General features: G+C 63.9%; 21 protein-coding genes and 2 pseudogenes. 10 read left to right on the top strand and 13 right to left on the bottom strand.

Features of this window, described 5'->3' with window-relative positions; translation table 11 throughout:
* The first annotated feature begins 124 nt into the window (after positions 1-124).
* The 3 genes from H9Q09_RS10180 to H9Q09_RS10190 all read left to right on the top strand — a co-directional run bounded on the left by H9Q09_RS10180 (position 125) and on the right by H9Q09_RS10190 (position 3,851).
* On the top strand, positions 125-1,018 hold the full coding sequence (locus tag H9Q09_RS10180) for a Mu transposase C-terminal domain-containing protein (protein ID WP_187390926.1): 894 nt from the start codon (positions 125-127) through the stop codon (positions 1,016-1,018).
* 998 nt (positions 1,019-2,016) lie between these two features.
* A complete protein-coding gene (locus tag H9Q09_RS10185; RefSeq protein ID WP_187390927.1) occupies positions 2,017-2,670 on the top strand; it encodes a DsbA family protein in 654 nt (217 codons plus the stop codon).
* On the top strand, positions 2,667-3,851 hold the full coding sequence (locus H9Q09_RS10190) for a L,D-transpeptidase family protein (RefSeq protein WP_187390928.1): 1,185 nt from the start codon (positions 2,667-2,669) through the stop codon (positions 3,849-3,851). Before H9Q09_RS10185 ends, H9Q09_RS10190 begins: the two co-directional genes overlap by 4 nt.
* Before the next feature lie 491 nt (positions 3,852-4,342).
* Here the strand turns inward: H9Q09_RS10190 and H9Q09_RS10195 are convergent, their stop codons facing one another.
* The 4 genes from H9Q09_RS10195 to dsbD are packed head-to-tail and all read right to left on the bottom strand — an operon-like array spanning position 4,343 to position 8,706.
* Entirely contained in the window at positions 4,343-5,293 is a 951-nt protein-coding gene (locus tag H9Q09_RS10195; protein WP_187390929.1) for an IS481 family transposase, read from the bottom strand.
* A gap of 54 nt (positions 5,294-5,347) precedes the next feature.
* Positions 5,348-6,028 (bottom strand): L,D-transpeptidase, encoded by a 681-nt coding sequence (locus tag H9Q09_RS10200; protein WP_246716088.1) that lies wholly within the window; start codon positions 6,026-6,028, stop codon positions 5,348-5,350.
* Between the two features lie 7 nt (positions 6,029-6,035).
* On the bottom strand, positions 6,036-6,836 hold the full coding sequence (locus H9Q09_RS10205; protein WP_187390930.1) for a TlpA disulfide reductase family protein: 801 nt from the start codon (positions 6,834-6,836) through the stop codon (positions 6,036-6,038).
* Position 6,837: 1 nt separating this feature from the next.
* Positions 6,838-8,706: a protein-disulfide reductase DsbD gene (dsbD, locus tag H9Q09_RS10210; RefSeq protein ID WP_210315304.1), complete on the bottom strand. Its 1,869-nt coding sequence runs from the start codon at positions 8,704-8,706 to the stop codon at positions 6,838-6,840.
* A gap of 304 nt (positions 8,707-9,010) precedes the next feature.
* Here dsbD and H9Q09_RS10215 point away from each other — a divergent pair, with 304 nt between their 5' ends.
* On the top strand, positions 9,011-9,607 hold the full coding sequence (locus H9Q09_RS10215; RefSeq protein WP_187391067.1) for a sensor histidine kinase N-terminal domain-containing protein: 597 nt from the start codon (positions 9,011-9,013) through the stop codon (positions 9,605-9,607).
* Positions 9,608-9,644: 37 nt separating this feature from the next.
* Here H9Q09_RS10215 and H9Q09_RS22455 read toward each other — a convergent pair.
* The 4 genes and pseudogenes from H9Q09_RS22455 to H9Q09_RS10230 form a co-directional block, all read right to left on the bottom strand.
* Positions 9,645-9,749: pseudogene (locus tag H9Q09_RS22455) on the bottom strand (YeeE/YedE family protein); the annotation flags it as partial.
* A gap of 55 nt (positions 9,750-9,804) precedes the next feature.
* Positions 9,805-10,106, bottom strand: a pseudogene (locus H9Q09_RS10220) (metalloregulator ArsR/SmtB family transcription factor); the annotation flags it as partial.
* Positions 10,107-10,279: 173 nt separating this feature from the next.
* Positions 10,280-10,981, bottom strand: a complete 702-nt coding sequence (locus H9Q09_RS10225) for a VIT family protein (protein WP_187390932.1) — start codon at positions 10,979-10,981, stop codon at positions 10,280-10,282.
* 284 nt (positions 10,982-11,265) lie between these two features.
* Positions 11,266-11,883: a hypothetical protein gene (locus tag H9Q09_RS10230; RefSeq protein ID WP_187390933.1), complete on the bottom strand. Its 618-nt coding sequence runs from the start codon at positions 11,881-11,883 to the stop codon at positions 11,266-11,268.
* Between H9Q09_RS10230 and H9Q09_RS22460 the strand changes: the two genes are divergently transcribed.
* From H9Q09_RS22460 to H9Q09_RS10240, 3 genes are all read left to right on the top strand, one after another.
* On the top strand, positions 11,882-12,043 hold the full coding sequence (locus H9Q09_RS22460; protein ID WP_246716089.1) for a hypothetical protein: 162 nt from the start codon (positions 11,882-11,884) through the stop codon (positions 12,041-12,043). The two genes, H9Q09_RS10230 and H9Q09_RS22460, sit on opposite strands and share 2 nt — an antisense overlap.
* 78 nt (positions 12,044-12,121) lie before the next feature.
* Positions 12,122-12,553: a hypothetical protein gene (locus tag H9Q09_RS22465; RefSeq protein WP_246716090.1), complete on the top strand. Its 432-nt coding sequence runs from the start codon at positions 12,122-12,124 to the stop codon at positions 12,551-12,553.
* A 185-nt stretch (positions 12,554-12,738) separates the two neighbouring features.
* The gene (locus H9Q09_RS10240; RefSeq protein ID WP_187390935.1) at positions 12,739-13,965 is read left to right on the top strand and encodes a Shedu immune nuclease family protein; all 1,227 of its coding nucleotides are present in this window, start codon (positions 12,739-12,741) and stop codon (positions 13,963-13,965) included.
* 38 nt (positions 13,966-14,003) lie between these two features.
* Here the strand turns inward: H9Q09_RS10240 and H9Q09_RS10245 are convergent, their stop codons facing one another.
* Entirely contained in the window at positions 14,004-14,459 is a 456-nt protein-coding gene (locus H9Q09_RS10245; RefSeq protein ID WP_187390936.1) for a hypothetical protein, read from the bottom strand.
* 387 nt (positions 14,460-14,846) lie between these two features.
* Between H9Q09_RS10245 and H9Q09_RS10250 the strand changes: the two genes are divergently transcribed.
* Positions 14,847-15,329 carry a hypothetical protein gene (locus H9Q09_RS10250; protein WP_187390937.1) on the top strand — a complete coding sequence of 161 codons (483 nt, stop codon included), beginning with the start codon at positions 14,847-14,849 and terminating at the stop codon, positions 15,327-15,329.
* Between the two features lie 110 nt (positions 15,330-15,439).
* Positions 15,440-15,658, top strand: coding sequence for a hypothetical protein (locus H9Q09_RS10255; protein WP_187390938.1), 219 nt, complete (start codon positions 15,440-15,442; stop codon positions 15,656-15,658).
* 314 nt (positions 15,659-15,972) lie between these two features.
* Here H9Q09_RS10255 and H9Q09_RS10260 read toward each other — a convergent pair whose 3' ends face one another.
* The 4 genes from H9Q09_RS10260 to H9Q09_RS10275 form a co-directional block, all read right to left on the bottom strand.
* A complete protein-coding gene (locus H9Q09_RS10260) occupies positions 15,973-16,461 on the bottom strand; it encodes a hypothetical protein (RefSeq protein WP_187390939.1) in 489 nt (162 codons plus the stop codon).
* Between the two features lie 280 nt (positions 16,462-16,741).
* Positions 16,742-17,176, bottom strand: a complete 435-nt coding sequence (locus H9Q09_RS10265) for a hypothetical protein (RefSeq protein ID WP_187390940.1) — start codon at positions 17,174-17,176, stop codon at positions 16,742-16,744.
* 545 nt (positions 17,177-17,721) lie between these two features.
* The gene (locus tag H9Q09_RS10270; protein ID WP_187390941.1) at positions 17,722-17,943 is read right to left on the bottom strand and encodes a hypothetical protein; all 222 of its coding nucleotides are present in this window, start codon (positions 17,941-17,943) and stop codon (positions 17,722-17,724) included.
* A 592-nt stretch (positions 17,944-18,535) separates the two neighbouring features.
* A complete protein-coding gene (locus tag H9Q09_RS10275) occupies positions 18,536-18,928 on the bottom strand; it encodes a hypothetical protein (RefSeq protein ID WP_187390942.1) in 393 nt (130 codons plus the stop codon).
* Positions 18,929-19,800: 872 nt separating this feature from the next.
* Here H9Q09_RS10275 and H9Q09_RS10280 point away from each other — a divergent pair.
* Positions 19,801-21,729 carry a hypothetical protein gene (locus H9Q09_RS10280; protein WP_187390943.1) on the top strand — a complete coding sequence of 643 codons (1,929 nt, stop codon included), beginning with the start codon at positions 19,801-19,803 and terminating at the stop codon, positions 21,727-21,729.
* Positions 21,730-21,756 lie beyond the last annotated feature (27 nt).

Below are 21,756 nucleotides of genomic sequence, written 5' to 3' on the forward strand. Positions count from 1 at the left end.
GTTCATCCTGTTCACTTCTTCGACCCTTTTCTTCGCTTCGAAAACCGGATGCAAAAGGGATTGGCAGTCCATGGACTGCCAGGATTGGGAGATTTCGTACGTATCGTACAGAGGGAACAGAACCTTGTTCGAGAGCATCACGGAAACAACCGGGACCGCGCGTCCCGCGCCGATGGAGGAACTGACGGTCGGCGCGTTCGCGATGGAGACGCACGCGCAGAGTTCGAACAACGGAAACTGGCATGGACGCCCCGTCGCTCTGGTGGCAATCTGCCGGCGGACACTCATGGTCGCCGGTGTCCACGTGGCTCGGGACGGGGTCACCTTCTACGAGGTCATGCAATGCCTTGCCGACGCCTTCCTACCGCGGGACGCGGTGGACGTCGGTGCGGTGAACCCGTGGCCCTGCGAGGGCGTGGCGGACCGCGCGTTCGTCCATGCCCAGCACGACTTGACGCCCGCGCCCTTCCGGCGCTTCCGCGAGGCGCTTGGATTGGAGGTCTTACCGCATCACGGTCCCGAGCCCTTGGTCAGCGACCTCGCAGAACGATGGTCGCAGGAGGCGGGTATTGAGATCGACTCGTTGCATGACGGTCGCGCTGCGTTGGTACATAGGTTTGCGGACCGTCCGCTCCCCGGCGGCGACGCCATCGAACTGGAAAACGTCGACCGGAAACTGCGCCGTTGGATCGTCGACCGCTACAACGCCGTATCCGTTCCTGGCATTGAACGGTCGCCGCTCGACCTCTGGCGGGAGGCTGCGATTGGCTTCGTCCCGCGCTTCGTGCCGGAGGATGCGCCGGGAGACCTCTTCCGGCCGGAGGCGTTCCGCACCATCGGCCCGCGCGGCGTCACTTGGGGCGGACGCACTTATTGGAGCGAAGCGGTCCCGGACCTTCTCGAGAAGTGGGGCGGCACACGCGAGTACGAGATCCGGGCCGATCCGGCGAGTCCCCTAAGCGTCGAAATTTGCACGCCTGAGCGGAAGTGGGTGCGCTTCGATGCCCGTTGGGTGTAATCCGTCGCTCATAAAGCGATGACCCCGCCATTAGTCAGCGCCTGCCAACGAACGTTCAGTTCCGCCGCCGATAAACTGCGATGGCTGGCGATTACACCGATTAAGGTCAAGGTTTGGTATCCGCGCTACCTTCAATCCGCAGCTCAAGCCTGAATTCGAGATGCTCGAAGTTCAGGGCTGCATCATGCTCGACGAAATCCCCAGTCGGTGATGCCGACGCCAACTCAAGTATACCGCGGGGTAGATCGTCGGGGGCAGGGCGAACCTGAGCTCCGAGAGTTGCTGTATCTCCTCCATGATCCGGTCGGTGTCGTACTCCAAAGCTTCGACAACGGCGTCGAACCGCTCGGCGCTGACGACCCCGACAAGTTGGATGGGTAAATGAGTCCCTGATCGAGACACACGGGGATGTCATAGATGTCCCGCCCCCTCACAGCATCAGCGCTCATTGCCCAGTTGAAGTTGCTCCGTCTTTGACAAGCTCGGCTGCGATCTTCCTGAGAGTTACGACGATGGCGTGGTTGGCTCAACTGGTCTCGGATCAGAGCGATGGCAGATGCCTCAATTGCGCCGATACCCTTCGCCATTCCGGTTGCAAAAAGCGTCCCCGTAGTCTCGTCCAGGGTGGTTCTCTCTGTTCGCAAGATAGCCCGAGCACGTGCTCTCGGATGAGCGCATCCTGCTGGAGCAACTCCCTACCCGGTCGATACGCAGCCTTTGCGCATTGTCCGTCGTGGTCATGCCCGTCGCCGTCTGGAAGCGCCTGAGAAACGTGCGATCTCCAAGCCTTGCCCGACGATTGCCGCAAGGTCGAAGCCCCGCGCATCCGTCTCCTGCATCTAGTGCTGGACCTTCAGGATTGGTGCGCCTCCGTGGTTCAGCCACGGCGAAAAGGCGTTGCGACAGCTCATTCCGGGCGCTGACCCGGGGTACATCTAAGATTGCCTTAAGGTGCGTGGCGGATCTCGTTCTTCACGTAGAAACGAAAGGACGCCAGCATGGCCCAACCGCTCAACCGCAGAACCCTCCTCGCCCGTGGCGCGGCGACCATCGCAACCCTGTCGTTCCTGAGTGTCGGCGCTGCTCACGGGCAGGCTCCCGCCTTCGCAGCCGCTCCAACCCCCGACGAGGTGTTTCGTGATCCTGATATTCCTGTCCTTGGCAATCCGGATGGAGACGTCACGATCGTCGAATTCTTCGACTATCAATGCCCTTACTGCAAGATGAGCCACCCAGTGCTGACGGACGCAGTTGAAACCGACGGCAACGTCCGGTTGGTGATGAAGGATTGGCCGATCTTCGGCAATTCATCGCTCTACGCCTCACGCCTGATGTTGGGGTCGGCCGGCACTCCGGACTACGAAGTGGGGCTTTCCGCGGTTATGAAAACGCAGGCGAGGCTGACGAAACAGGAGGTGGACGCCGCCCTCGTGGAAGCCGGACTGGATCCGGCAGCGCTCCTTGAACGCTATGGAAAGCGCCGTGAGAGCGTCGAAGCGCTGATCGACCGGAACAGCAAGCAGGCACTCGCCTTCCGCTTGTCAGGGACGCCGGCGTTCGTCATCGGCCAGCGCGTGTATGGCGGAGCGCTCGACGCCAACGGTTTTGCTCAGGCAATCGCGGACGCACGTTCAGAGGGCGCGCCGCGATGATTACCCGGCGCGGGTTCGTTATCGGCGCGGGGGCCGCGGCATCACTTGCTCCGGCCCGCGCCTCGCAAGCCAGCGGCTGGGTCGGTGGCTTCGACATCGGCAATGCGACAATGGGCACACATTTCACCAACGATCCATTGTTGAGTGAAGCCAGCGTTGCGAGTACGCGCCGAGCGGCCGACGCCTATCGAGATTTGGCTGCACAAGGCGGCTGGCCGCAGGCGGACTGGATCAGCGCGTTCAAGCTTGGCTCACGCCACCCGCAGATCGCGCAACTGCGCCGCCGTCTTACAATGGAGAACGATCTCAACCAGGCTTACGCGTCAGGAGACGTGTTCGACAGCTTCGTAGACGCGGCCGTGCGCCGTTTTCAGGTGCGCCATGGCCTGGCCGTAGACGGGGCGGTCGGCCCCGAGACCCTCGCCGCGATGAACGAGCCTGCTGGCTCGAAGGCTCGACAGCTTGAACTCAATATACCGCGCATTGCGAGCGAATTAGCAACTGAAGCGCGCTATATCTGCGTCAACATTCCTTCAGCCGAACTCGAATTGGTGGAGGAAGAGAGCGTGGTCGAACGTCATCCGACCATCGTCGGGCGACCCGACCGCGAGACGCCACTACTGACAAGCGCCATCTATGAGGTGAACTTCAACCCTTACTGGACCGTTCCTGCCAGCATCGTCCGCAAGGACCTGATCCCGGCAATCCGTAGCGATCCGACCTATCTGGAGCGCATGTCGATGCGCATATTCGACCACGATTGGGACGAGGTTTCGCCCACGTCGATCGATTGGAACGGCGACGAGGCCCTGAACTATATCTTTCGCCAGGATCCGGGCGCCGACAACGCACTCGGGCGGGTACGCATCAACTTCGCCAACGACCACGCCGTCTATCTCCACGACACGCCGCAGCCGGGTCTGTTCGGTGATGCCAGCCGCTTCCACTCGTCAGGCTGCATTCGCGTTCAACGCATTCCGGAATTCGTTGCGTGGCTTCTCCGGGAGACGCCGGGTTGGTCACTGACGCAGGTCCGCGCCATGCTCACCAACGGCCAACGCAAGGACGTGCGTTTGGCCCGCGAAATCCCGGTTCACTTCGTCTACATCACCGCATGGAGCGCGCCGGACCTCACCAGCAATTTCCGCGACGATGTCTACGGGCTCCTATCAAAGGCTTAGGTGCCGCGGGAACACTCGCAAAGCTCAACTTTGACTGTCAACCGAATGCCGCTGGGGGCACGCACGACAAGATCGATGTGGATCGCCTCAGCGGAGCAGGCCCGCTTTGACGGTGCATCTTACCGATGATGGTGGATGGGTGGGGACGACAGCGCTGGCGACCGATTTGTGCTGTAGATCGCTTGACCCATTGCCAGGCTGAGCTCGATCCGCAGGAAGACGTGGCGGATCGGGCCTTTCGGAGAATGCCATGGCTGATAGTGCCGCCGACGAGACCACCTGCCGACGCAAATCAGCACCGCGCCGACATGGGGGCGGGACAGTTCGCGTGCATCCTCGGTTGACTTCCCTCTGAACCTCTTGCATCCCGGGACGGAAAACAGTTCGCATAGAGTGACGATCAGGGAGATGTCGTTTGCGACGGTCTCGGGGCAGGGGAGCAGCGCAAATCCGTCCATTGCCTAAGTGATGGCCTGGATCGGTGGGCGCGCCTAGGTGTTTGGTCCCAGCATGTCATGGCTCGGTGACCGGCTGAAGATTTCCGGCTTTGTCTCGCTGATCTGCCGGATGGCTTCGAACGGCGTTTTGAACCGCAGGGCCTTGAGCTGTTTGGCGTAGTTGTAGGCGAGTAGCCAGTCCCTGACGTGTCTACGAAGGTCATTGATAGATGCGTAGTGAAAGGATTTCACGGTCGCGTCCTTGATGGTCCGCACCATCCTTTCGGCCTGACCGTTCGTCCAAGGATGGTAGGGCTTGGTTTGGCGATGCTCGATGCCGTTGGCCGCGCAAACGGCACCGAAGATGTGGGCAACGAAGCCGCTCTCGGCCCGCTTGTCGTGCTGGACGAACTGGACGCCGTTGTCGGTCAGCACGGTGTGGATCTTGTAGGGCACCGTCTTGACGAGGGCCTTGAGAAAGCCGGCTGCGACGAGCTTCGTGGCTTTGCGATAGATCCTGGCAAAGACGATCTTCGAGGTGCGATCGACGGCAACGAAGAGAAGAGCTTTGCCGCCTTCATAGCGCAGCTCGGCGATATCGATGTGGAAGTAGCCGATCTCATAGGCCTTGAAGCGTTTCGGCTTCTCCTGATCGACCTTGGGCAGCCGGGAGATGCCATGCCGCTGCAGGCAGCGGTGAAGGCTCGAGCGCGACAGATGCGGGATCACGTCCTTCAGCGCGACGTAGACATCATCCAGAGGGAGGCGGGCCTGAACGCGCAAAGAGACGATGGCGGCCTCTTCCAAAGCCGAAAGGACGGTACTCTTCTTCTCTTTCGGTCCCATCGGCTCGTCCTCGACGCTGGGTCGTGATCGCCACTTCCTCACGGTCTTTTCGTTGATCCCAAAGCGCCTCGCGAGCTCCGCAGCCGAAGCTTTCGATCGCTGTAGTTCTGCTCGAACGGCGTGCGTGGTCTTGGCGCTGCCGTGAAGAACTTGTCCCATAGCGCATCCCTCTGCTGGCGCGATAAGCTACCACCACAGTATGGGACTGAACATCTAGGCGACGGAGCCTGCCGCACGCCGCACGACCACTTTCGCGCCAACGGGAACGCGGTTTTCGAGGTCGATGACGTCCTGGTTAAACATGCGGATGCAGCCGGACGAGACCGACCGGCCGATCGTTGAGGGCTCGTTGGTGCCGTGGATTCGGTAATAGGTATCCCGACCGCCGCGATAGAGATAGAGGGCGCGCGCGCCGAGCGGGTTGCCGAGTCCGCCTTCAAGGCCGCTCGCGTAGGGGCCGAACTGTTCGGGCTCACGCTTCAACATGTTGGGTGTCGGCGTCCAGCCCGGCCACTCAGCCTTGCGGGCGATTGTCGCGTTGCCAGTAAACGCGAAGCCTGCCTTGCCGACGCCGACACGGTAACGCATGGCCTTGCCGTTTTCCTCCACGAGATAGAGGAATTGCGCGGCCGGATCGACGACGATGGTACCCGGAGCTTCAGAGCCGACGAAGTCGACGATCTGGCGCCGGTTCTTCTCGGTAAGGTGGGCGGTGGGGATGGCCGGGATGGAGCGACCATTGTCCTCGAAGGCGGCATATCGCGGATCGCCGATCAGGCTCGGCGCAGCGTAGCCGAGCACGGTCCGGGGCAGTTCGCCGACAGACGAGCAACCCGCCATCGTAAGGAGAGCCGCGGCCAGCAGGCCTGTGCGGCGAGCGTTTCTCAAAGTCATGTCAGTCCTATTCCGCCTTGGCGCCATCGATACCCGCCGCGAGGGCTTCGCGCGAGATCTCTCCGAAATGTAGCGAACGGAGCGTTCCGTTCGCATCGAGAAACAGCGTGGCCGGATAGCCGGAGACGCCGTAATGCCGCGCGAGAGCAAAACCACGATCAAGCAGCATATGGTCGATTTCGAGATCGGCCCTTGCGAGAAACTGCGACACGGTTTGCGCACCTTCGCCCTGGTTGGCGAAGACGAACACCGCGTCATCGCGGTTCTCCGACATCGTCGCCATCATTGGCATCTCGCGGCGGCATGGTGGGCACCATGACGCCCACAGATTGAGGACGATCGGCTTACCGGCGAAGTCCGGCAAAGACCGGTCGGCGCCGTCGAGCATCGCGAAGCTTTCGGCAGGTGCGGCGACGGCGGTGGTAGCAGCGACCAGTTGCCAGGCAGTGTTCCAGACTATGAAGGCGCCAGCCAGCGCACCGACCGACCATGCACGCAGGCGATACTCGCGAAAGGCGTAGAGCGTGTAGAGCAGGGCGGCCGCGAGCCCGACCCATCCCGAAAAGCCGCCTTCCCAAATGCTGAGAATCCGAAGCGGCTCAGGTGCGAAGGTCCGCCAGTGCATGGCAACATGCCCCAGCCGCGCCGCGACGAGACCGATGACCACGACCGCCAGCGACCAGTTGCCCAGCCGGCCATCGATGCGGCCGGAGAGGATCGCGGTGACGACGAGAAAGATCACGAGGGCGATGATAGCGGCCAGTCGGTCGCCGGCGAAGACCAGCGGGCCGAGCGTCAGGGCGGTCATGTCAGTTGGCCCCCGCAAGGCGGATGCGCTCGAGGAAGTCCTGGGCGGAGATCTCGCCAACGACGCGCGATCCGGGCGCCTCGGCGCCGTTGGGGTCAACGAAGAGCATGGTCGGCGGCCCGACGACCGAAAGCTCCGACATCAGCGAGGTCGTCCCGGCCTGCTCGTCGGTGACATCCACCTTGAGCAGTCGATATCCGGCGAGCCGCGCCTGCACGGCCGGATCGCCGAACACTTCGCGCTCGATCACGTCGCAACTGACGCACCAGTCGGCAGTGAAGTATAGCAGCGTCGACCGGTCGCCCGAGGCGATCGCCTCCGCGACCGCTTCCGGTGCCTCCACCATGTCGAAGCTCAGCGTTTCGGCGACGCGTGCGGCGCCGTTCGTGGCCAAAGGCGCAAGCGGACGCAAGGGATCATTCGCCCCGGCGACCGCTCCGACCGCGAGCGTGCCGCCATGGATCACCGCCAGCACGCCTGCCGTCTGGCTAAGCCGGCGCCGCGTGCCGCCCGTGCCACCGAGACCGATCAGCGTGACCCCGATGCCGATCAGCAGTGCGGCCCAGAGCCACAGCGAGACCACGGGCGGCAGAATGCGGCCGATCATCCAGATGGCCAGCGCCAGGAAGGCGATGCCGAAGGCGCGGGTGACGACCTGCATCCAGGGTCCGGCCTTGGGCATGATGCCCGCGCCGAACGTGCCGAAGGCGACAAGCGGCACGCCTTGGCCAAGGCCGAGCGCGAAGAGGGCGGCGGCGCCGAGGCTCACGTCGCCGGTTTGGCCGATATAGATGAGCGCGCCGGCGAGTGGCGCCGTGACACAGGGGCCAACGATCAGCGCCGATGTGAAGCCGAGCGCTGCCGTCGAGCCGATCCCGCCACGTCCGACCGTGGCGCCGGAGACGGCACTGGTCCAGGCGCTCGGCAGTCGCAATTCGAACAAGCCGAACATCGACAGCGCCAGTCCGACGAAAACCAGGGACACGACGATGATCGCGGGCGTCGATTGCAGAGCCATCTGAAGGTTCTGACCGGACCATGCGGCGGCGACGCCGAGCAAGCCGAAGGCCGTGGCCATGGCCAGCACGTACACCGAGGAATGTGCCAGCCCGCGCCTTGCCGAGGAGCGGCCCGTCTGACGGCCGAGCTGTCCGGCAAGAATCGGATACATCGGGAAGACGCAAGGGGTGAAGGCGAGACCGAGGCCGAGAAGGAAGAACATACCGACCGCCCAGGCCGCACCGCTGTCGGCCAGCAGTGACGCGATCAGGCCGCCCGAAGCGCTATCCACCTGAATCCCGGAGGCCGGTGCCGCGGCTGTCGGCGGAAGATCGCGAACCGCCGCCTCGTCCGCTTCGGTCGCCGGGGCAGAATCCCGGAAACCGTCCAGCCAGGATTGTTTTGCGCTGTTTGAAGCCGCGCTTGTCGGGGACTGTTCCGAGGCGGCTGGCCCGTTTTGTGCGGCAAGCTCAACCGTCCGCGTCACCGGGCGATAACAGATGCCGTTTTCCTGGCATCCTTGAAAGGACACCGCGATCTCCCTGAGCCCGGCCGGAGCCGAGGCCAGCGTCGCGGTCGCCGCGTCGTGGAAGACCTCCATCGCGCCGAAATTGGGGTCGTTCTTCGTCTCGCCTCGGGGCAAGTCGAGCGGGATGCTCTCGCCTGTCGGGCTCGTCGCGGCAATCTTGTCTCGATAGAGGTAGTAGCCCTCCGCGATCGTCCAGCGCAGTTCGACGCCCCCGTTGTTGCCCGTCGCCGTGCTGGTCAGCGCGAAAGCCTTGTCGACGGCCAACGGCTCCGGCTGTGCGCCTGCCGCAAAGGGGGTCGCGAGGGTGACGGCCATGATGGTCGCGGCCAGGAAACGTCTCATCGCCATGAACCTGTAGGATGAACTTCTCTGAAGGGGTGGTCGGATACGCACCTTAAGGCAGCCTTAAGTTGGGTCGGCAGGATTGAGGTCGTCGGCAGCAACGAACCGGAGCAGGCCGGCGCATACTGACCGTGGAGGATGACGGCATTATCGGGAACGGGCTGAAGGTCGGGCTCGTCCTAAGCGGCTTCACCGCCGACCTCGCCAATTGCTGCGAGGCGACGCTGGCAGTCGGAGGGTTCGACGCGGTTGAGCGCTTGCCACCGTCTGGAACTATGTCAGCAACCGGGCGGAGGTCGACCACGTGCTCGACGCAAGGCTGATGGAGGCGGCGCGGATGGTCTCTTCGCTCGTCGACATCGACTTGACGGTCGCCTCGCCCGCACGACCTGAGCCGCCGAACCGCGGAGATATTGCCTGCGACCGCCAGCTTTCCTGCCAGATCTGGCCGCTGACGGGCACGCTGATCGACAAGTCCGACCGCGCGCCGGAAGCCCGCCTGTCGGATCAACGCGACGGCTTTTCCGCGCGCGAGATCGATAGGGAAACCAGGCGTGTATTTGCGGTCGAGAACGCGGCGTTGGGGATCCAGGTTCTGGTCGGGGACAACCTCGACGTCCGGGCCCGACTCGTCCGGGAGGTGGTGATGGGTCTGCTCCTGCCAATGGCTCTGATCGTTCCGGCTCTCGGAGCCCTCATCCGGTTCGGCGTCGGTCGAGGGGGCGGCCGCTCGACGAGCTCGCCGAAAGCCTGCGGCACCGCAAGGCAACTGACCTGCATCCAATTTTGGCAAGCACAGCGGTTGCGGAGATTCGGCCGGTCACGACCGCCCTCAACGGCCTGTTCGAGCGGGTGCGCGAAACGGGCGACCGCGACGCGTCTTCCTCGCCTATGCCGCTGACGAGCTGCGCACGCCGCTGGCCGGACTGAAAACCCATGCCGCTGATGCCTGCGATGCGGCCACTTGCGAGAAGCAGAAGGGCCGCCGACAGCTCGATGAGCAGTCCGCCACCGAGGGCGGAGAAGGACGAGAACTGATTCATGTCCTAGTTCCTCGGTCCCGGTGCTGTGGGGTGTCGAAATGGACTGCTCGTCCCCAGGACGGCAGAGAACGCCTTGCAGGGTGGCAATGAGCGCCTCCACGCGCGGATCGGCGATCCGGTACCTGAGCGTCGTCCGACTCTCTCGGCTGAAGGCGACGATCTTCTGCTCGCGCAAGACCGTCAGGTGCTGGGACAGAGCCGACTGGGACATGTCGACGGCCTCGGCCAGCAAACCGATATGGGCTTCCCCAACTCCAGGAGCTTGCAAAGGATCATCAGACAACGCTCGTTCGCCACCGCCTTCAGAATCGCCGCGACTTCCGCGGCATTCGACTCGAGTTCCCTCATGCCTTCCATTTAACCCTGCCAAAGGGTAATTTAGCGATAGCTAATATTCAGAACATTGAGATAAAAGCGGAGCTGAAAGCGATAGTTTTCACCGGCCGCGGCTTAAGGGCGTCGATGCCGGGTGAGACAGGAAAATTGAATTCGATCTCGCCTCCCGTCCGTCTAACAGACCTCTGCCGCGGTCAGACCGCCTGGCCGAACAGGGTGCCGATCCCGGCGGTCAGCGCCATGGCCGCGGCGCCCCAGAAGGCGACGCGTGCCGCGCCGCGCCAGACATTCGCCCCGCCGGCCCTGGCGCCGATCGCGCCGAGAACACCGAGGAAAATAAGCGAAGCACCTGATACGAAGGCGATGAGGAGATCCGCTGGCACGACGAACACCATCATCAGCGGCATCGCGGCGCCGATGGCGAAGGTCACCGCGGAGGTGAGGGCGGCCTGAACCGGGCGCGCAGCCGTCACCGCAGATATGCCGAGCTCGTCTCGTGCATGGGCGCCGAGCGCATCCCGCGCCGTGAGTTGGGTGGCGACCTGAGTGGCCAGTTCACGCTCGAGGCCGCGACTGACATAGATCTGCGTCAGCTCATCGAGTTCTCCCACCGGATCGTCGCGAAGTTCCCCGGTCTCGCGGGCAAGATCGGCGTTCTCCGTGTCGGACTGGGACGAGACAGAGACGTATTCCCCCGCCGCCATCGACATCGCGCCGGCAACGAGACCGGCAACGCCGGCGATCGCGATCTCGGGCGTTGCTGCGGCGGAGGCGGCTACGCCGACAATCAAGCTGGCCGTCGAGACAATGCCGTCATTGGCCCCCAGGACGGCGGCGCGCAGCCAGCCGATGCGCGCGACGAGATGGTTCTCTGGGTGGGAAAGAGATCGCGGCATGAGGGACTCAAGACAGGGTGACCGGGATCGTCGGCTGCGGTGAATGTGGCACTGCACTGAGCGCGGCAAATCGCTCGGCCGATCGCGCGGGCGACCCTTGGGCGATCCGCCGCCGTCATCGCTTCACGCTGGTATCTACCAGACGCTCATGTTTCCCCGCAAGATTCATCAATTCTTTCTTGCGGCATTGAAATGACATGGCCGGCTACGAACATAGCCTCCTCTGCAGCAGTTTTCCACGGGACGAAGGGGGCGGTGAAGAACCTTTACGCCGCCGAGCACCCTTACTCGGCCGATCCTAGCGCAGAACAGACCGCGGCATCGGGAACCCCCTTTACCTCTCCTGTTTCGAAGAGCGTCTTAGAGATCCTGTCCAGTGTTGTTCTCTTCGCTCGGAGGATATTCCGTGAACGCTCGAGGCAGCCGACTAGGATTGCCTCAAGCGATGTCCTGAAGATCGGATCGCGGGCGACCCGTGCAATCGCAACCCCTTTTGCGCCCGTGGCGAAGTGCGCGAGGCTACCACCAAGGCCATAGGAGACCAGAAGCTGCGCCGCAATTTCGGTCGCTTGGTGTAGGTCGCTGCCCTCCATGCCGCCGCTACCGTCCCCAGGGCTGCCGAGCACCAGCTCCTCCGATGCCCTGCCGCCGAGAAGGATCGCAATTTCCGCGAGGTGGCTGTTTCGGGTTCGGTCGAACCCCTCCGTCCGCCGAAATTCGGTTATGCCGCCCACCGCTTCGCACACGTCGCGCGACACCTTGGCGAAGAGCGGCACGACCCCGGCTTCCTCGGCGAGCACGCTGCCGACGACCAGATGTTCGGCTTCATGAACGCACGCTCGCCGGAAGGCGGCGTCCGTCAACCGCGTGCGCGGCGGCAGCGAGGCCTCAAGATCCGACATGAGCATGCCGCGACGCTCGCGGCGGGCACGGCGGCGACCCGTCCCTCACGGCCCGCTCGATAGCCGCGCCGGACGCCCCTTCCAGTCGGACGGCTACTGGCTCGAGATCAACACCCAGAAGGTCGTTGCCCAGATGGTGGCGCAGGATGCCGACGCGTGACGCCGTGTCCGGTAGAGGGATGCGAAGGTCCCGGTCGAGACGCCCGGGCCTTCGGACTGCCGGATCAATCAGATCCGGATGGTTCGTGGCACCGACGACGATTACTCCAGTTCGCGCCTCGGCTCCGTCGAGGCATTCGAGGAAGGCGTTGATCACCTGGCGCTGATAATTTGCGTTGCGCTTGTCCGCGTCCATCCTGTCGCCGACCGCATCCACCTCGTCGACGAAAAGAAGCGACGGGGCCGCTGCCTGAGCTTCCGCAAACGCGTTGCGCATGGCTTTCAGCATATCGTTCAGACAGCGGCGACGCCCGCGAGGGACATCAACCGCCCCGATGCGCGCTCGCTGCGCTGCGCGGCGTGGTCGCCGCTCTCGTTCAGCACTCTTGCGCTCTTGCGCGGTCGTCTCGCCATGCGTCGGAACCCCTGTTTTGCAGAGACTCCGACAGGGTCCGGCGCAAGATTCGACGTCGGGGGTGCTGATGTTGATCCCGATTTTCAAAATTCGTAGACGGAGAACCAATGGGGTCGCGAATAACCCCACAGTGAACCGCGGCCCCAGGGACCCCGGGATTTCAGAAATCCGGATTTCAAGAATCCGCGCGGCGGCCTGTCGGCTGTGGTCTGCTAAGGGCGCCGCCTTGACGGCTGGCTGCCCGCGTACAACCCTGCGACCGCCGAGATGGAAGGGGTCGCATGGACGAAGACGAGAGCGGCAGATACTTCGGGAACAAGCGAAGCGATCGCTTCTACGCCGGGCGGCGGATCGGCGATCGCATCCGGATCATGAGCGAGATTGTCGAGGGCGATGTCGGGCAACATTTCGCTGTAATTGGCGATGAGCTGGTCATCCGCCGGCCGCCAAAGGGACGCTTCGAAATCAAGGCTACCGTCTCGGAGGACGACCGCGACATCAAGACGCTGACGATTCAGAAGTGGCGCGTCATCGATGGCGTCCCGTACGACAGGACGTACTTCTCGTTCGTGGGGGGAGAGATCGATCGCCTTCTCGACTTTGTGCACCGAGTGAGAACCATCTATCTGCCCGGTCCGGAGAAGATGACGGTCGATCTCGACAGCCTCACCCAAGTGACGCTGACCGATGAGCAGGCCAAGGCCTTCCTGACCAATAACCCGGACTTCGTGATCGATGCGGCGACAAACGAGATCACGCAGCAGGACATCATAGCGCTGGCATATCGCAGAGGTGAGCTCGCCCGCTTTGAGCGCTTGCTGACCGACGGCGACTACTTCGAGGCCGAGCGAAAACGGTTGGACGTTCGCGGGCAGGAAGCGTTGTGGCAGGCGTTCTTCGAGGAGAACCCGTGGATCTTCGGGTACGGCCTGAGCTACGTGTTCACGTCCGCTCTGGAGGGTCGGAAACTGGAGCAGGTCGTCGCGGGGTACACTGTCTCAGGGGCAGGGAAGCGCGTCGACGGCCTCCTGAAAACCCAAGCCGGCGTGAACGCCCTGTGCTTCGTCGAAATCAAGACCCATGGCACCGCCCTCCTGAGGACGAATACCTATCGTCCCGGTACGTGGGCTCCTTCACCCGAACTCGTCGGTGGCGTGGCCCAGTGCCACGAGACGGTGCGGGCGGCCTCCGCTGCCATCGGCGAACGCCTCCATCCGACTGATGGACACGGCAACCCAACGGGGGAGGACCTTCTCAACGTCCACCCGAGGGCGTTCCTCGTCATCGGTTCGCTTGATCAGTTTCAGGCGGAACGGGGGACGAACATCCAGAAATTCCGATGCTTTGAGGCGTTCAGGCGAAACCTGCACCAACCCGAGATCCTGACGTTCGACGAGCTGCTACACCGCGCCCGCTTCATCGTGGAGAGCCAAGAGAATCTGAGTGCTCGATCGCCCTCGGAAGATGAAGCGGCTTCATACGATCCGCCGGACGATTTGCCGTTCTAACGCATGACGGTCGTGATGGCACCGCTCTCTCGCCGTCTCTACGCTGCCCACCGCCGCCGCCGTTCATCCTCCGGCATTGATAGCAGCGCATCGATCACCGCTAGGCACGTGCCGAGCTGCCCGTCCGCGCCGGCGCACGCATGATCGCGCGGATCCATTTCGATGGTCTCCCGTGCATCCTGCCAAAGCGCGGCGTCGCCGACGTGGCCGCTGCGGACGAGGCTCAGGTGCGGGGTGTCCGGCAGGCTACGCAGGATGTCGGCAATCTGGTGCGGTTCGACGGGATCAGCCTTAAGAATTGCGATGGCGGCGCGGAGCGCGGAGCGGCTGCGGCGCTTCAGCTTGTGCGCGGTCGGCGCGACGGCGGCGAGCAGGCCTTGAGCCCGCTGTTCGTCCGGCGTGTCGTAGCGCCCCCTCAGCCGCTCCCAGGCTGTGCGCGGGACGAACGGGATCCGGATAGGCCGGAGTCGGTGTGCGCTCGCTGACATCTGCATCGCGGGTCTCCCTCTTTCGCACGGAGAGCCTGTTCGCCGGCTGCGCGGGCGTCAAACCGTCAGAGAGCACGGTAGCATCCGCCAGAAATCGCCATCACGAAATCGTGAAAATACGTTTGTCTTCAAGGACTCGCGTGGCGCAAGGCTTCGTCAGCGGGATTCGCCGCGCTAATGGCAAGGATTCGATGAGACCACGCGGGATCGAATCCTAGATTTCGTCGCCAAGGCTTTTTCGGTAAACTTAATTGGCTTTCGACGAAATCCTTCGATCCGTCGACACATCACGCCGGAGGCTTGCGTCCGACTATGAGGTTCCCCATCATTTCTTTAGGCACACTTGCGAGGGCAGGGCGCCAGGGCCGGAGGGGCCAACGAGGAGAGAAGACAGTGACCGACATCATCACCGACATTGCCGAGATCAAGAACGCCATCAACGAGGGCTTCCAAGCCGGAACCGTCGACCATACCAACAGCGCCGAGGAGCTACGCGAGTTCTACGTCATCGGTAACGAGATCGACGACGAGGTCATCCTCGACGCTCTGGCGGAGGCAGTTCGCGACGACACCGCCCCGGTCCTCGTACTGACACTCGGTACGGACACGGTTCAGGTCCAGGTCGACGTTGGGGACGAGGACGACAACGAGACCATGGCTGCGGCCTTCGCGGAGGCGACGCGGGAGATCTCCGAGAGCTGGGGCTACCGGGTAAGGCTGTACCCGGCGGGCAGCACCGAGGAAGGGAACGACATCCTCATCGGCTACCGCGCCCCGCAGGGAGAGTACTGCGCTCACGATGTGGAGGACGTGCAGCGCTTCGGTGTCGAGATCGGTCGCTACCGCGTCGTCACCGAGGACCGTGAAACCGCCTGATCAACGGGAGCGCGGGGTTCCGGCCCCGCGCCGGAGCCGCCTCGCGCCGGGGGCGCCTCGACGACGGGCGACAGCGCAGAGCGACGGCAGATCCGGCTTGGGAGACGAACATGAGGACCGACCGCTACAACGCCCTCCGCCGACGGCTGCGCCTGACGCTGCCCGAGGTTTCGGCCGCCACCGGCTACAGCCTCGGCTACGTCAGTCGCTGGGGGCACTCAGGATCTTCGGCGATCGAACCGCCAGCCGTCGCCATCGAGCGGCTGGCGGTTCTTCTCCGGGCTCAAGCCCTGGATGACCTCGCGTACAGCGACGGGAGAGCAGCTTGATGGTCATCCACGTACACAATTACACCCACTTCCGCGAATTGGGGGCTATTGTGTACGTGGGCGCCTAGTTGGGTCCGCCGCCGTTCCGAGGGCGACGCGGCGGCTCCAGGCTTTGATGTCGGGTGGCTGGTCGATGTTCGGCAGCCGCATGGACACGTACGGTCGGCGGCTGGTCGTCGTGGCAATCGCCGACGGGCGCGACGCCGGGAGGGTGCTCATCGACGAGGGGCTGGCGCAGTCATCGCCAAACCTCGGGGAATCTTTGGTGTTGACGCCCTCGATTCTTGCGATCGCTGATCCGACAAGAATGAGAACTACGCTCCGCCGACGTAGGCAGGATTCGGCTCGACCTCGATCCCGACGGTATGGTACCGCGCCAGCGGGTCTCGACCGTCCCAGTTCGGAGGCATGCGGCTGCCGAGGCGGGCCGCATCGAGAAGTGCCTCTTCCTCGGAAGTGATGATGCAGACCGTCAGGTCGCGGACGAGGACCTCCTTCACCGCGTCCGTGGAGGGGGCGGCCATCTCCATGAGCTGCGCCTGCAAGGCCCTGAACGGCACGGCGTGGTCGTAGCGGATCCTGCCGCCGCCCCGGGGGATGCCCGCAGAGGCGAGCGACCGGTAGCGGGCGGCCTCGAGCTTGTTTCCCCCGCGCTTCTCCCACAGGAAGTGTATGGGTTCGCGCAGCGCCTTCGTCCAAGCAGAGTTCGGCATCCCCTTGTCGCGGACGCGCTGGCAGTACCGGATCGCGTCGCAGATCAGGTCGAGTCGCTGGGCTTCTGATAGGCCGCTCCTGACTGTCATGGGTCCTCCTTCTGTCGAGAGGGCATCTAGTCAGGTGGTGGCGGTCGTCTCGTCCGTGATCTCGGATGTCACGGGCGGATGATGCGGTCGGACCGGGTCACCTCCTTGCGAAGGACAGGCACTAGGCGGCAGGTTGAGTTGGACGTCGTTATGCGGCTGCCTCCGATGCGATGATTCGAGGTCCGAACATGCGGCGTTTCGCCTACACCCGCCGTGCGATCTCGGATCGCTCGATGGTGCACTTCTGCCTCTGACCGATGCCCTGGCCTAGCGCGGTGGATCACCGTCCGAAGCGAGGCGTATCATCCGGGCTGGGTTCGATGCCCAAAGCGATGCGTCGTCGACGGACCAACTCCTCGACGATGGTCTCTTCCGTGAACTCGTCACCCCTGACCCGGTCGACGAAGCGTGGCTTCGGGCCCGTGATCCAGAAAAAGAGCGCGTTGAACCGGGGTATCTCGACCAGCCGTATTTCCCGTTCGCCGGGTTCGTCGCCGATACGATCAGCTATGCTGATGGCTGCCAACAACCCGCGCTTCGTGGCCACGAATTCCATTCGTTCGGCTTGGAATTTGCCGATCAACCCGCGGACGGAAACTCGGGCCACGAGTGCATTCTCCTTCAGGACCCAGAAAACGAATGCGTCCGGGATCCACGCCTTTGGAAACAGATCGCTCTCCTCGTCGCCCTCGGTAACGTAGGAGCGCAGCGCCACCTTCGACTGCGAGTATTCGCCTCGTAACCTGCGGCGTTCAGACCGAAGGCGGCATAACCTTGCGCGGCGATGAATGCCTCTTCTGGTGCTTCTGCCGATGAAACGAGCATCACGGTCACCATACCTTCGCGAAGATCGCTACTCTACCCATTGCACCGCCGTAGGCATGGCACAACGTGTCGTGAGGCATGAGCTCCCCTTCGCCGCCGGTCTCGGGATCGACAACCCAGACCGAGAGACCGTCCGGGTCCACGCTCCAGCCCGAAACGAACACGTAGTGCAGGTGCGCGGCGGAGGCGATCGCTTGACCGGGTCTCGGACGACCGAAGGAACGTACCGCGCGACCTGCGCGGCGACCCGCCCGTGCAGCCGAGCCTCCTCGGCGGCGATGAAGTCCCGCGCCTCGCGATCTTGCGCGCTAAGCTCTGCCAGCCAACGCTCGATGTCTTGCTGGCGTCGGGTACGGACGATCCCGGGCAGGCGCAGCAGCCCGGCGGCCATCCACTCCGGGATCCGCCGTTCGCCGTTCCTCCAGCGCTTCATCATCATCCGGTCGATGCGACCCTGCGACCCTGCGACTCGAGGCCGCCCTTGCCGTCCTGCCGAATGGCGGCGCGGTCCCCCGCGAATTCGATCTCCCAGTCCTTCCGTCCGTCGTAGATCGCCTCGGCAACCGCCGATACGGCGTCGGGATCCGCGCCGTGGCCGTGCGGCCAGTGGCGCTGCAGGAGCGTCAGGTCGTCTTCGGCTGGAGGGGTCTCAGTCATGGTGAGACTCCTCCAGCCGGGCGTCTGATTCCGCAAGCGCGCCGTCACATCGGCACATTCCATGTGTGGTCATGGGAGGCCCGCTGGCGGTGCAAGATGCCGACACCGCGTGATCTGCCGGCGGTGCTCACCGCATGACGGGAGTAATGGGCGCGAACGTCAATCCGCACGGTCTCCGGATGCCCAGAAACGGCGCTCCGCGTCGGCCCGTCGACGGCGTGCCTTGGCGTCGTCCGGCAGCGTGTAATGAGATAGCCTCGTGTAGGACTCGGCAGCATCGAATCCTTGCCGGGTAAGATGCCTGTGAGCCGTTCGCATTAGCCGCTCGTAGACAAAGGCTTCCGGGCCGTCTGGAGCCTTGCGCACAGCCTCAGCCAGACGCCGCACGGCGACGGCCAGTCCTTGAACGACGATCCGCGTTTCGGGCGCGCCGCGGGAACCGGTTGCCCCGGCCTTCGCACGTTCACGCAGCCGTGCCCTGTACCTCCGCTGCTCTTCCGCATGTCTCGTCACCATAGCCCTGTCATCCCGCTCACCGCGTGAGGCATGAGCTTGTCGGATGGGCCTGCAAGAAACGACGGCGACGTGTGGATCAGGGTTTAGGCATAGAGAGACGTTCGGGAGTCAACATGCGTGGCCGCAGCGTTCCGGCCTGGGCCCGCAAGCGCGTCGTCGGGGCGACGCCAGACCGTCCCGGGAACGCGGTCCGCACCGCCCGCTCGATCGCGTCGGCGCCGGGTCCGCCGACGGCGAGGAGGAGGATCGCGGCGTCGGCGAGGGCGGTTCGGATCCCGTCGTCCGTCGCCTCCGGTCGGCCGGCTTCGGCCGAAGCCCGCTTCCGTTCGCGGTGCCTGCGCTGAGCCTCACGGTTGTACGTGGCGCGGTCCTCGACGGACATCTCGCGCACGGATTTCGGTCGGCCTTCTTGGGCAGCTAGCGCCTTGTAGAGTCCGGCCATGGCTGCGGTCTGCTGATCGGTTGTCATCGCGGTGTCTCCCTCGCCGTAGTTCAATCGTGCTCCGCCGACGGAAAACTCACAAGCGATGTTTGACATGTAAAACACGGAATTGTCGGCGCGTAGTGCAGGGCTTCTCACCCGGAAGAGACCCCTCGCGCGAGCGTCGGCCAACGCGCGAGCTGGGATCCCCATTCCCCTCCAGGGGTGGGCTCCCGCGCCGAGCGCATGGAGACCTTCAACCGCGAGCGTCGGCTACTGCGTGGGTACGGGGTCGACGGACATCCGGGGGATGACTGACGCGTAGCGATCGCTCGACGCTTGCGGGAAGGGCGTGTCGCTTATCTCTCCTACGCCTTGACCATACCCCGCGAAGCGGAACGGCTTTCGAGAGACCCTCACGGAGCGGCTGTCGGCTGGCTCGCGCGACGGATCCCAACGGCGCGAGCCGAAGACTCCTAGCCGGGGCGGAATCCTACAGGCGGGGCCATGGTTGACTCATACTTAGTATCGGGCTGGGAAAAAGTTGACGGAGGCCCGGCAGGCAAGCGTTTTCGCGAGGGATTTAATCGCAGATCGCACGGTGAGAGCGCCATTTAATCTCACGTCTCACAGATGACTCAGCTCCTCGGGCGAAGCGGACGGTCAACCATCCGTCGGCGACGGCCGGAAATCCATCGGCGGAGCCCGTCATTGTCTCATACTTAGTATCGTCGGCACAGAAAGTGGACAAAGCCTCGAATGCCCTCCGAAAACGAGGGCCGTTTGATCGCGCATCTCACGGCATGGATTCCAATTTATCGCGTACCTCACGCGAGCCGCTTGCTCCGTGCGGAGTCTGCCCTCAGCATTCAATCAGGGCCGACAAGGCGCGTGCGACCGAATGGGGAATGGAGGCGGACATGGCGATCAGGGCGTTTGGGCGAAAACGCAGAATGACAACGCAGTACGCTCGGCTCGAGAGCGGGGCGGTCGCTTTGGTCGAGGCCGAGGGCGGCGTCGTCGGCAAGCGCGAGAGCGGGCTTTTTATCCCGCGGACCCGCGGATGCCTTAGCGAAGCCTTCGATAGTCAGGAGTCCTTCGCCCACGTTGCGCCGTCCTCGCCCCGACCGGCCGAGATGCTGGATTACATCACCGTGTCAGGCGGCACACGGCTGACCGCGCAGGACTGGGCTATTCACGAGATCCTCCTGTCGTCAGCCTATGACGCCGCGGTCAAGGCTGCGGTCGCCGGGTACGAGCGTGAGATCATTGGGCGGGAGATCCAGGTCGCGATGCGGGACCTGCTGGTTGCCCTCGGTCCGACAGCGCGCCGGAAGCAGGTCCTCAAATCCCTCCGCGCCCTCCGTCGCACAGAGATCTCGTACGGCTTCCCCGGGGGGCGGACGTGCGCAGACGTTCCGATGCTCGTGGGACGGCAAGAGACCCAGGCGGACGCCGATTACGTGACGTTCATGTTGCCCGCGCCCATCTGGCGGCTCCTGACCAGTCAACGTTCATATTCGCAGCTCGAGCTCCGAGCGCTCGCAAGTATGGCGACACGCTACGGGACTTTCCTCTACCGCCATCTCGCTCTGCGCTTCGCCCAGGTGCATTGGAACCCCGACGCGCCGGTCCACGAAATCGAATACACTCCCGAGGAGGCGGCAAGGATCATCGGCTATGACGAGCGGCCCATTGTCATGTCCCGCCTGACAACCGCACTGACGCGCGCCGTGGAGGACCTTGCCGGCAAGCGCGGCGGGCGCGACCGCACGGACATTGAGGAGGCATCCCGGCGCGGCGTTCGCGCATTCGCTGTCGAGTACCTGACGCCTCGCCGCCGGGTCGGAAAGGGGGCTCCCATCATGGCTTATCGCCTGCGGGTGACGATGCGCCCGGACGATCTGCACAAGGCGAAGACAAACGGTATCTCGGCCCACGCCCGCGCGCACATTGGCGCTCCGGACGACCCGTGGCTGCGCGTCGACTCACATGTCTGGAACAGGGCTCAGATGCTGGCGTGGAAGCACAAGCGCGTTGCGATGGCCCCGTACCTGTTTCGGGCTTGGCTCGTCGCTCTTCAGGAGGCGTTGACAGAGATCCCGCTTACGCCGGAGGTGAACCGCCGGATGTGCCGCGGATCCAAGCTGCTCCGCCTGATCCGCGCAGAGGGCCCGCATCGCGCGGCGTATTCTTGGGCGATGGAAGAGATCGAGGAGCCCGACCTTCTCGCTCTTCCAGATATCATCGGCATCCACGAAGCTGGCGATATCGAGAAGGCGGCGGAGGTCGCCAGGCAGCAGCGGGTAGCGGACTACAAGAACCCGGACCGCAAAAGGCGCATGAAGCCGCTCCCGAAAGGTCCAACGCGAGCTGAGCAGCGTACCGCTCGGGTGGAAAAAGCGGCGGCAATCGTCGCAGACAGAATCGCTCGGTTCGAAGGCGCGAACGTCATCGAGTTCGACGTCCGTCTCGGTCGACTGTCGGATGCGAAGATCGCCGCGGAGGAGCTCAAACGATACGCATGGCCCGGCACCAAGCGCCTCGAGATCCGGCTCTCGTACCGGTGCGACGACGACATGCGGACGGTGTCGCTCGGCTGGTACGCCGCAACGACGGAGTTCCTCGAGCGCCTGTTGCACTTGAGCCCTTACGACTTGGCGGGATACCGCCCGCTCTTCGACGAGTCAGCGGTTGAGCCGGCTCCGCAACCGACGCGGCCCCGGCGCCCGGCGTTCTTGCCTGGGAGCGAACCGGCTGCACGGACTCAGCCGGAACCTGGCATCACCGACATTAAGTATCCCACCCCGGGGGCCATCAGCGCGCCAGACGAAGATTGCCCCTTCTGACGATCGCTCCTCGTTAACCCTGCCGGC

The sequence above is a fragment of the Aurantimonas sp. DM33-3 genome, assembly GCF_014334315.1.
In the GTDB taxonomy this organism is placed as follows: Bacteria; Pseudomonadota; Alphaproteobacteria; order Rhizobiales; family Rhizobiaceae; genus Aurantimonas; species Aurantimonas coralicida.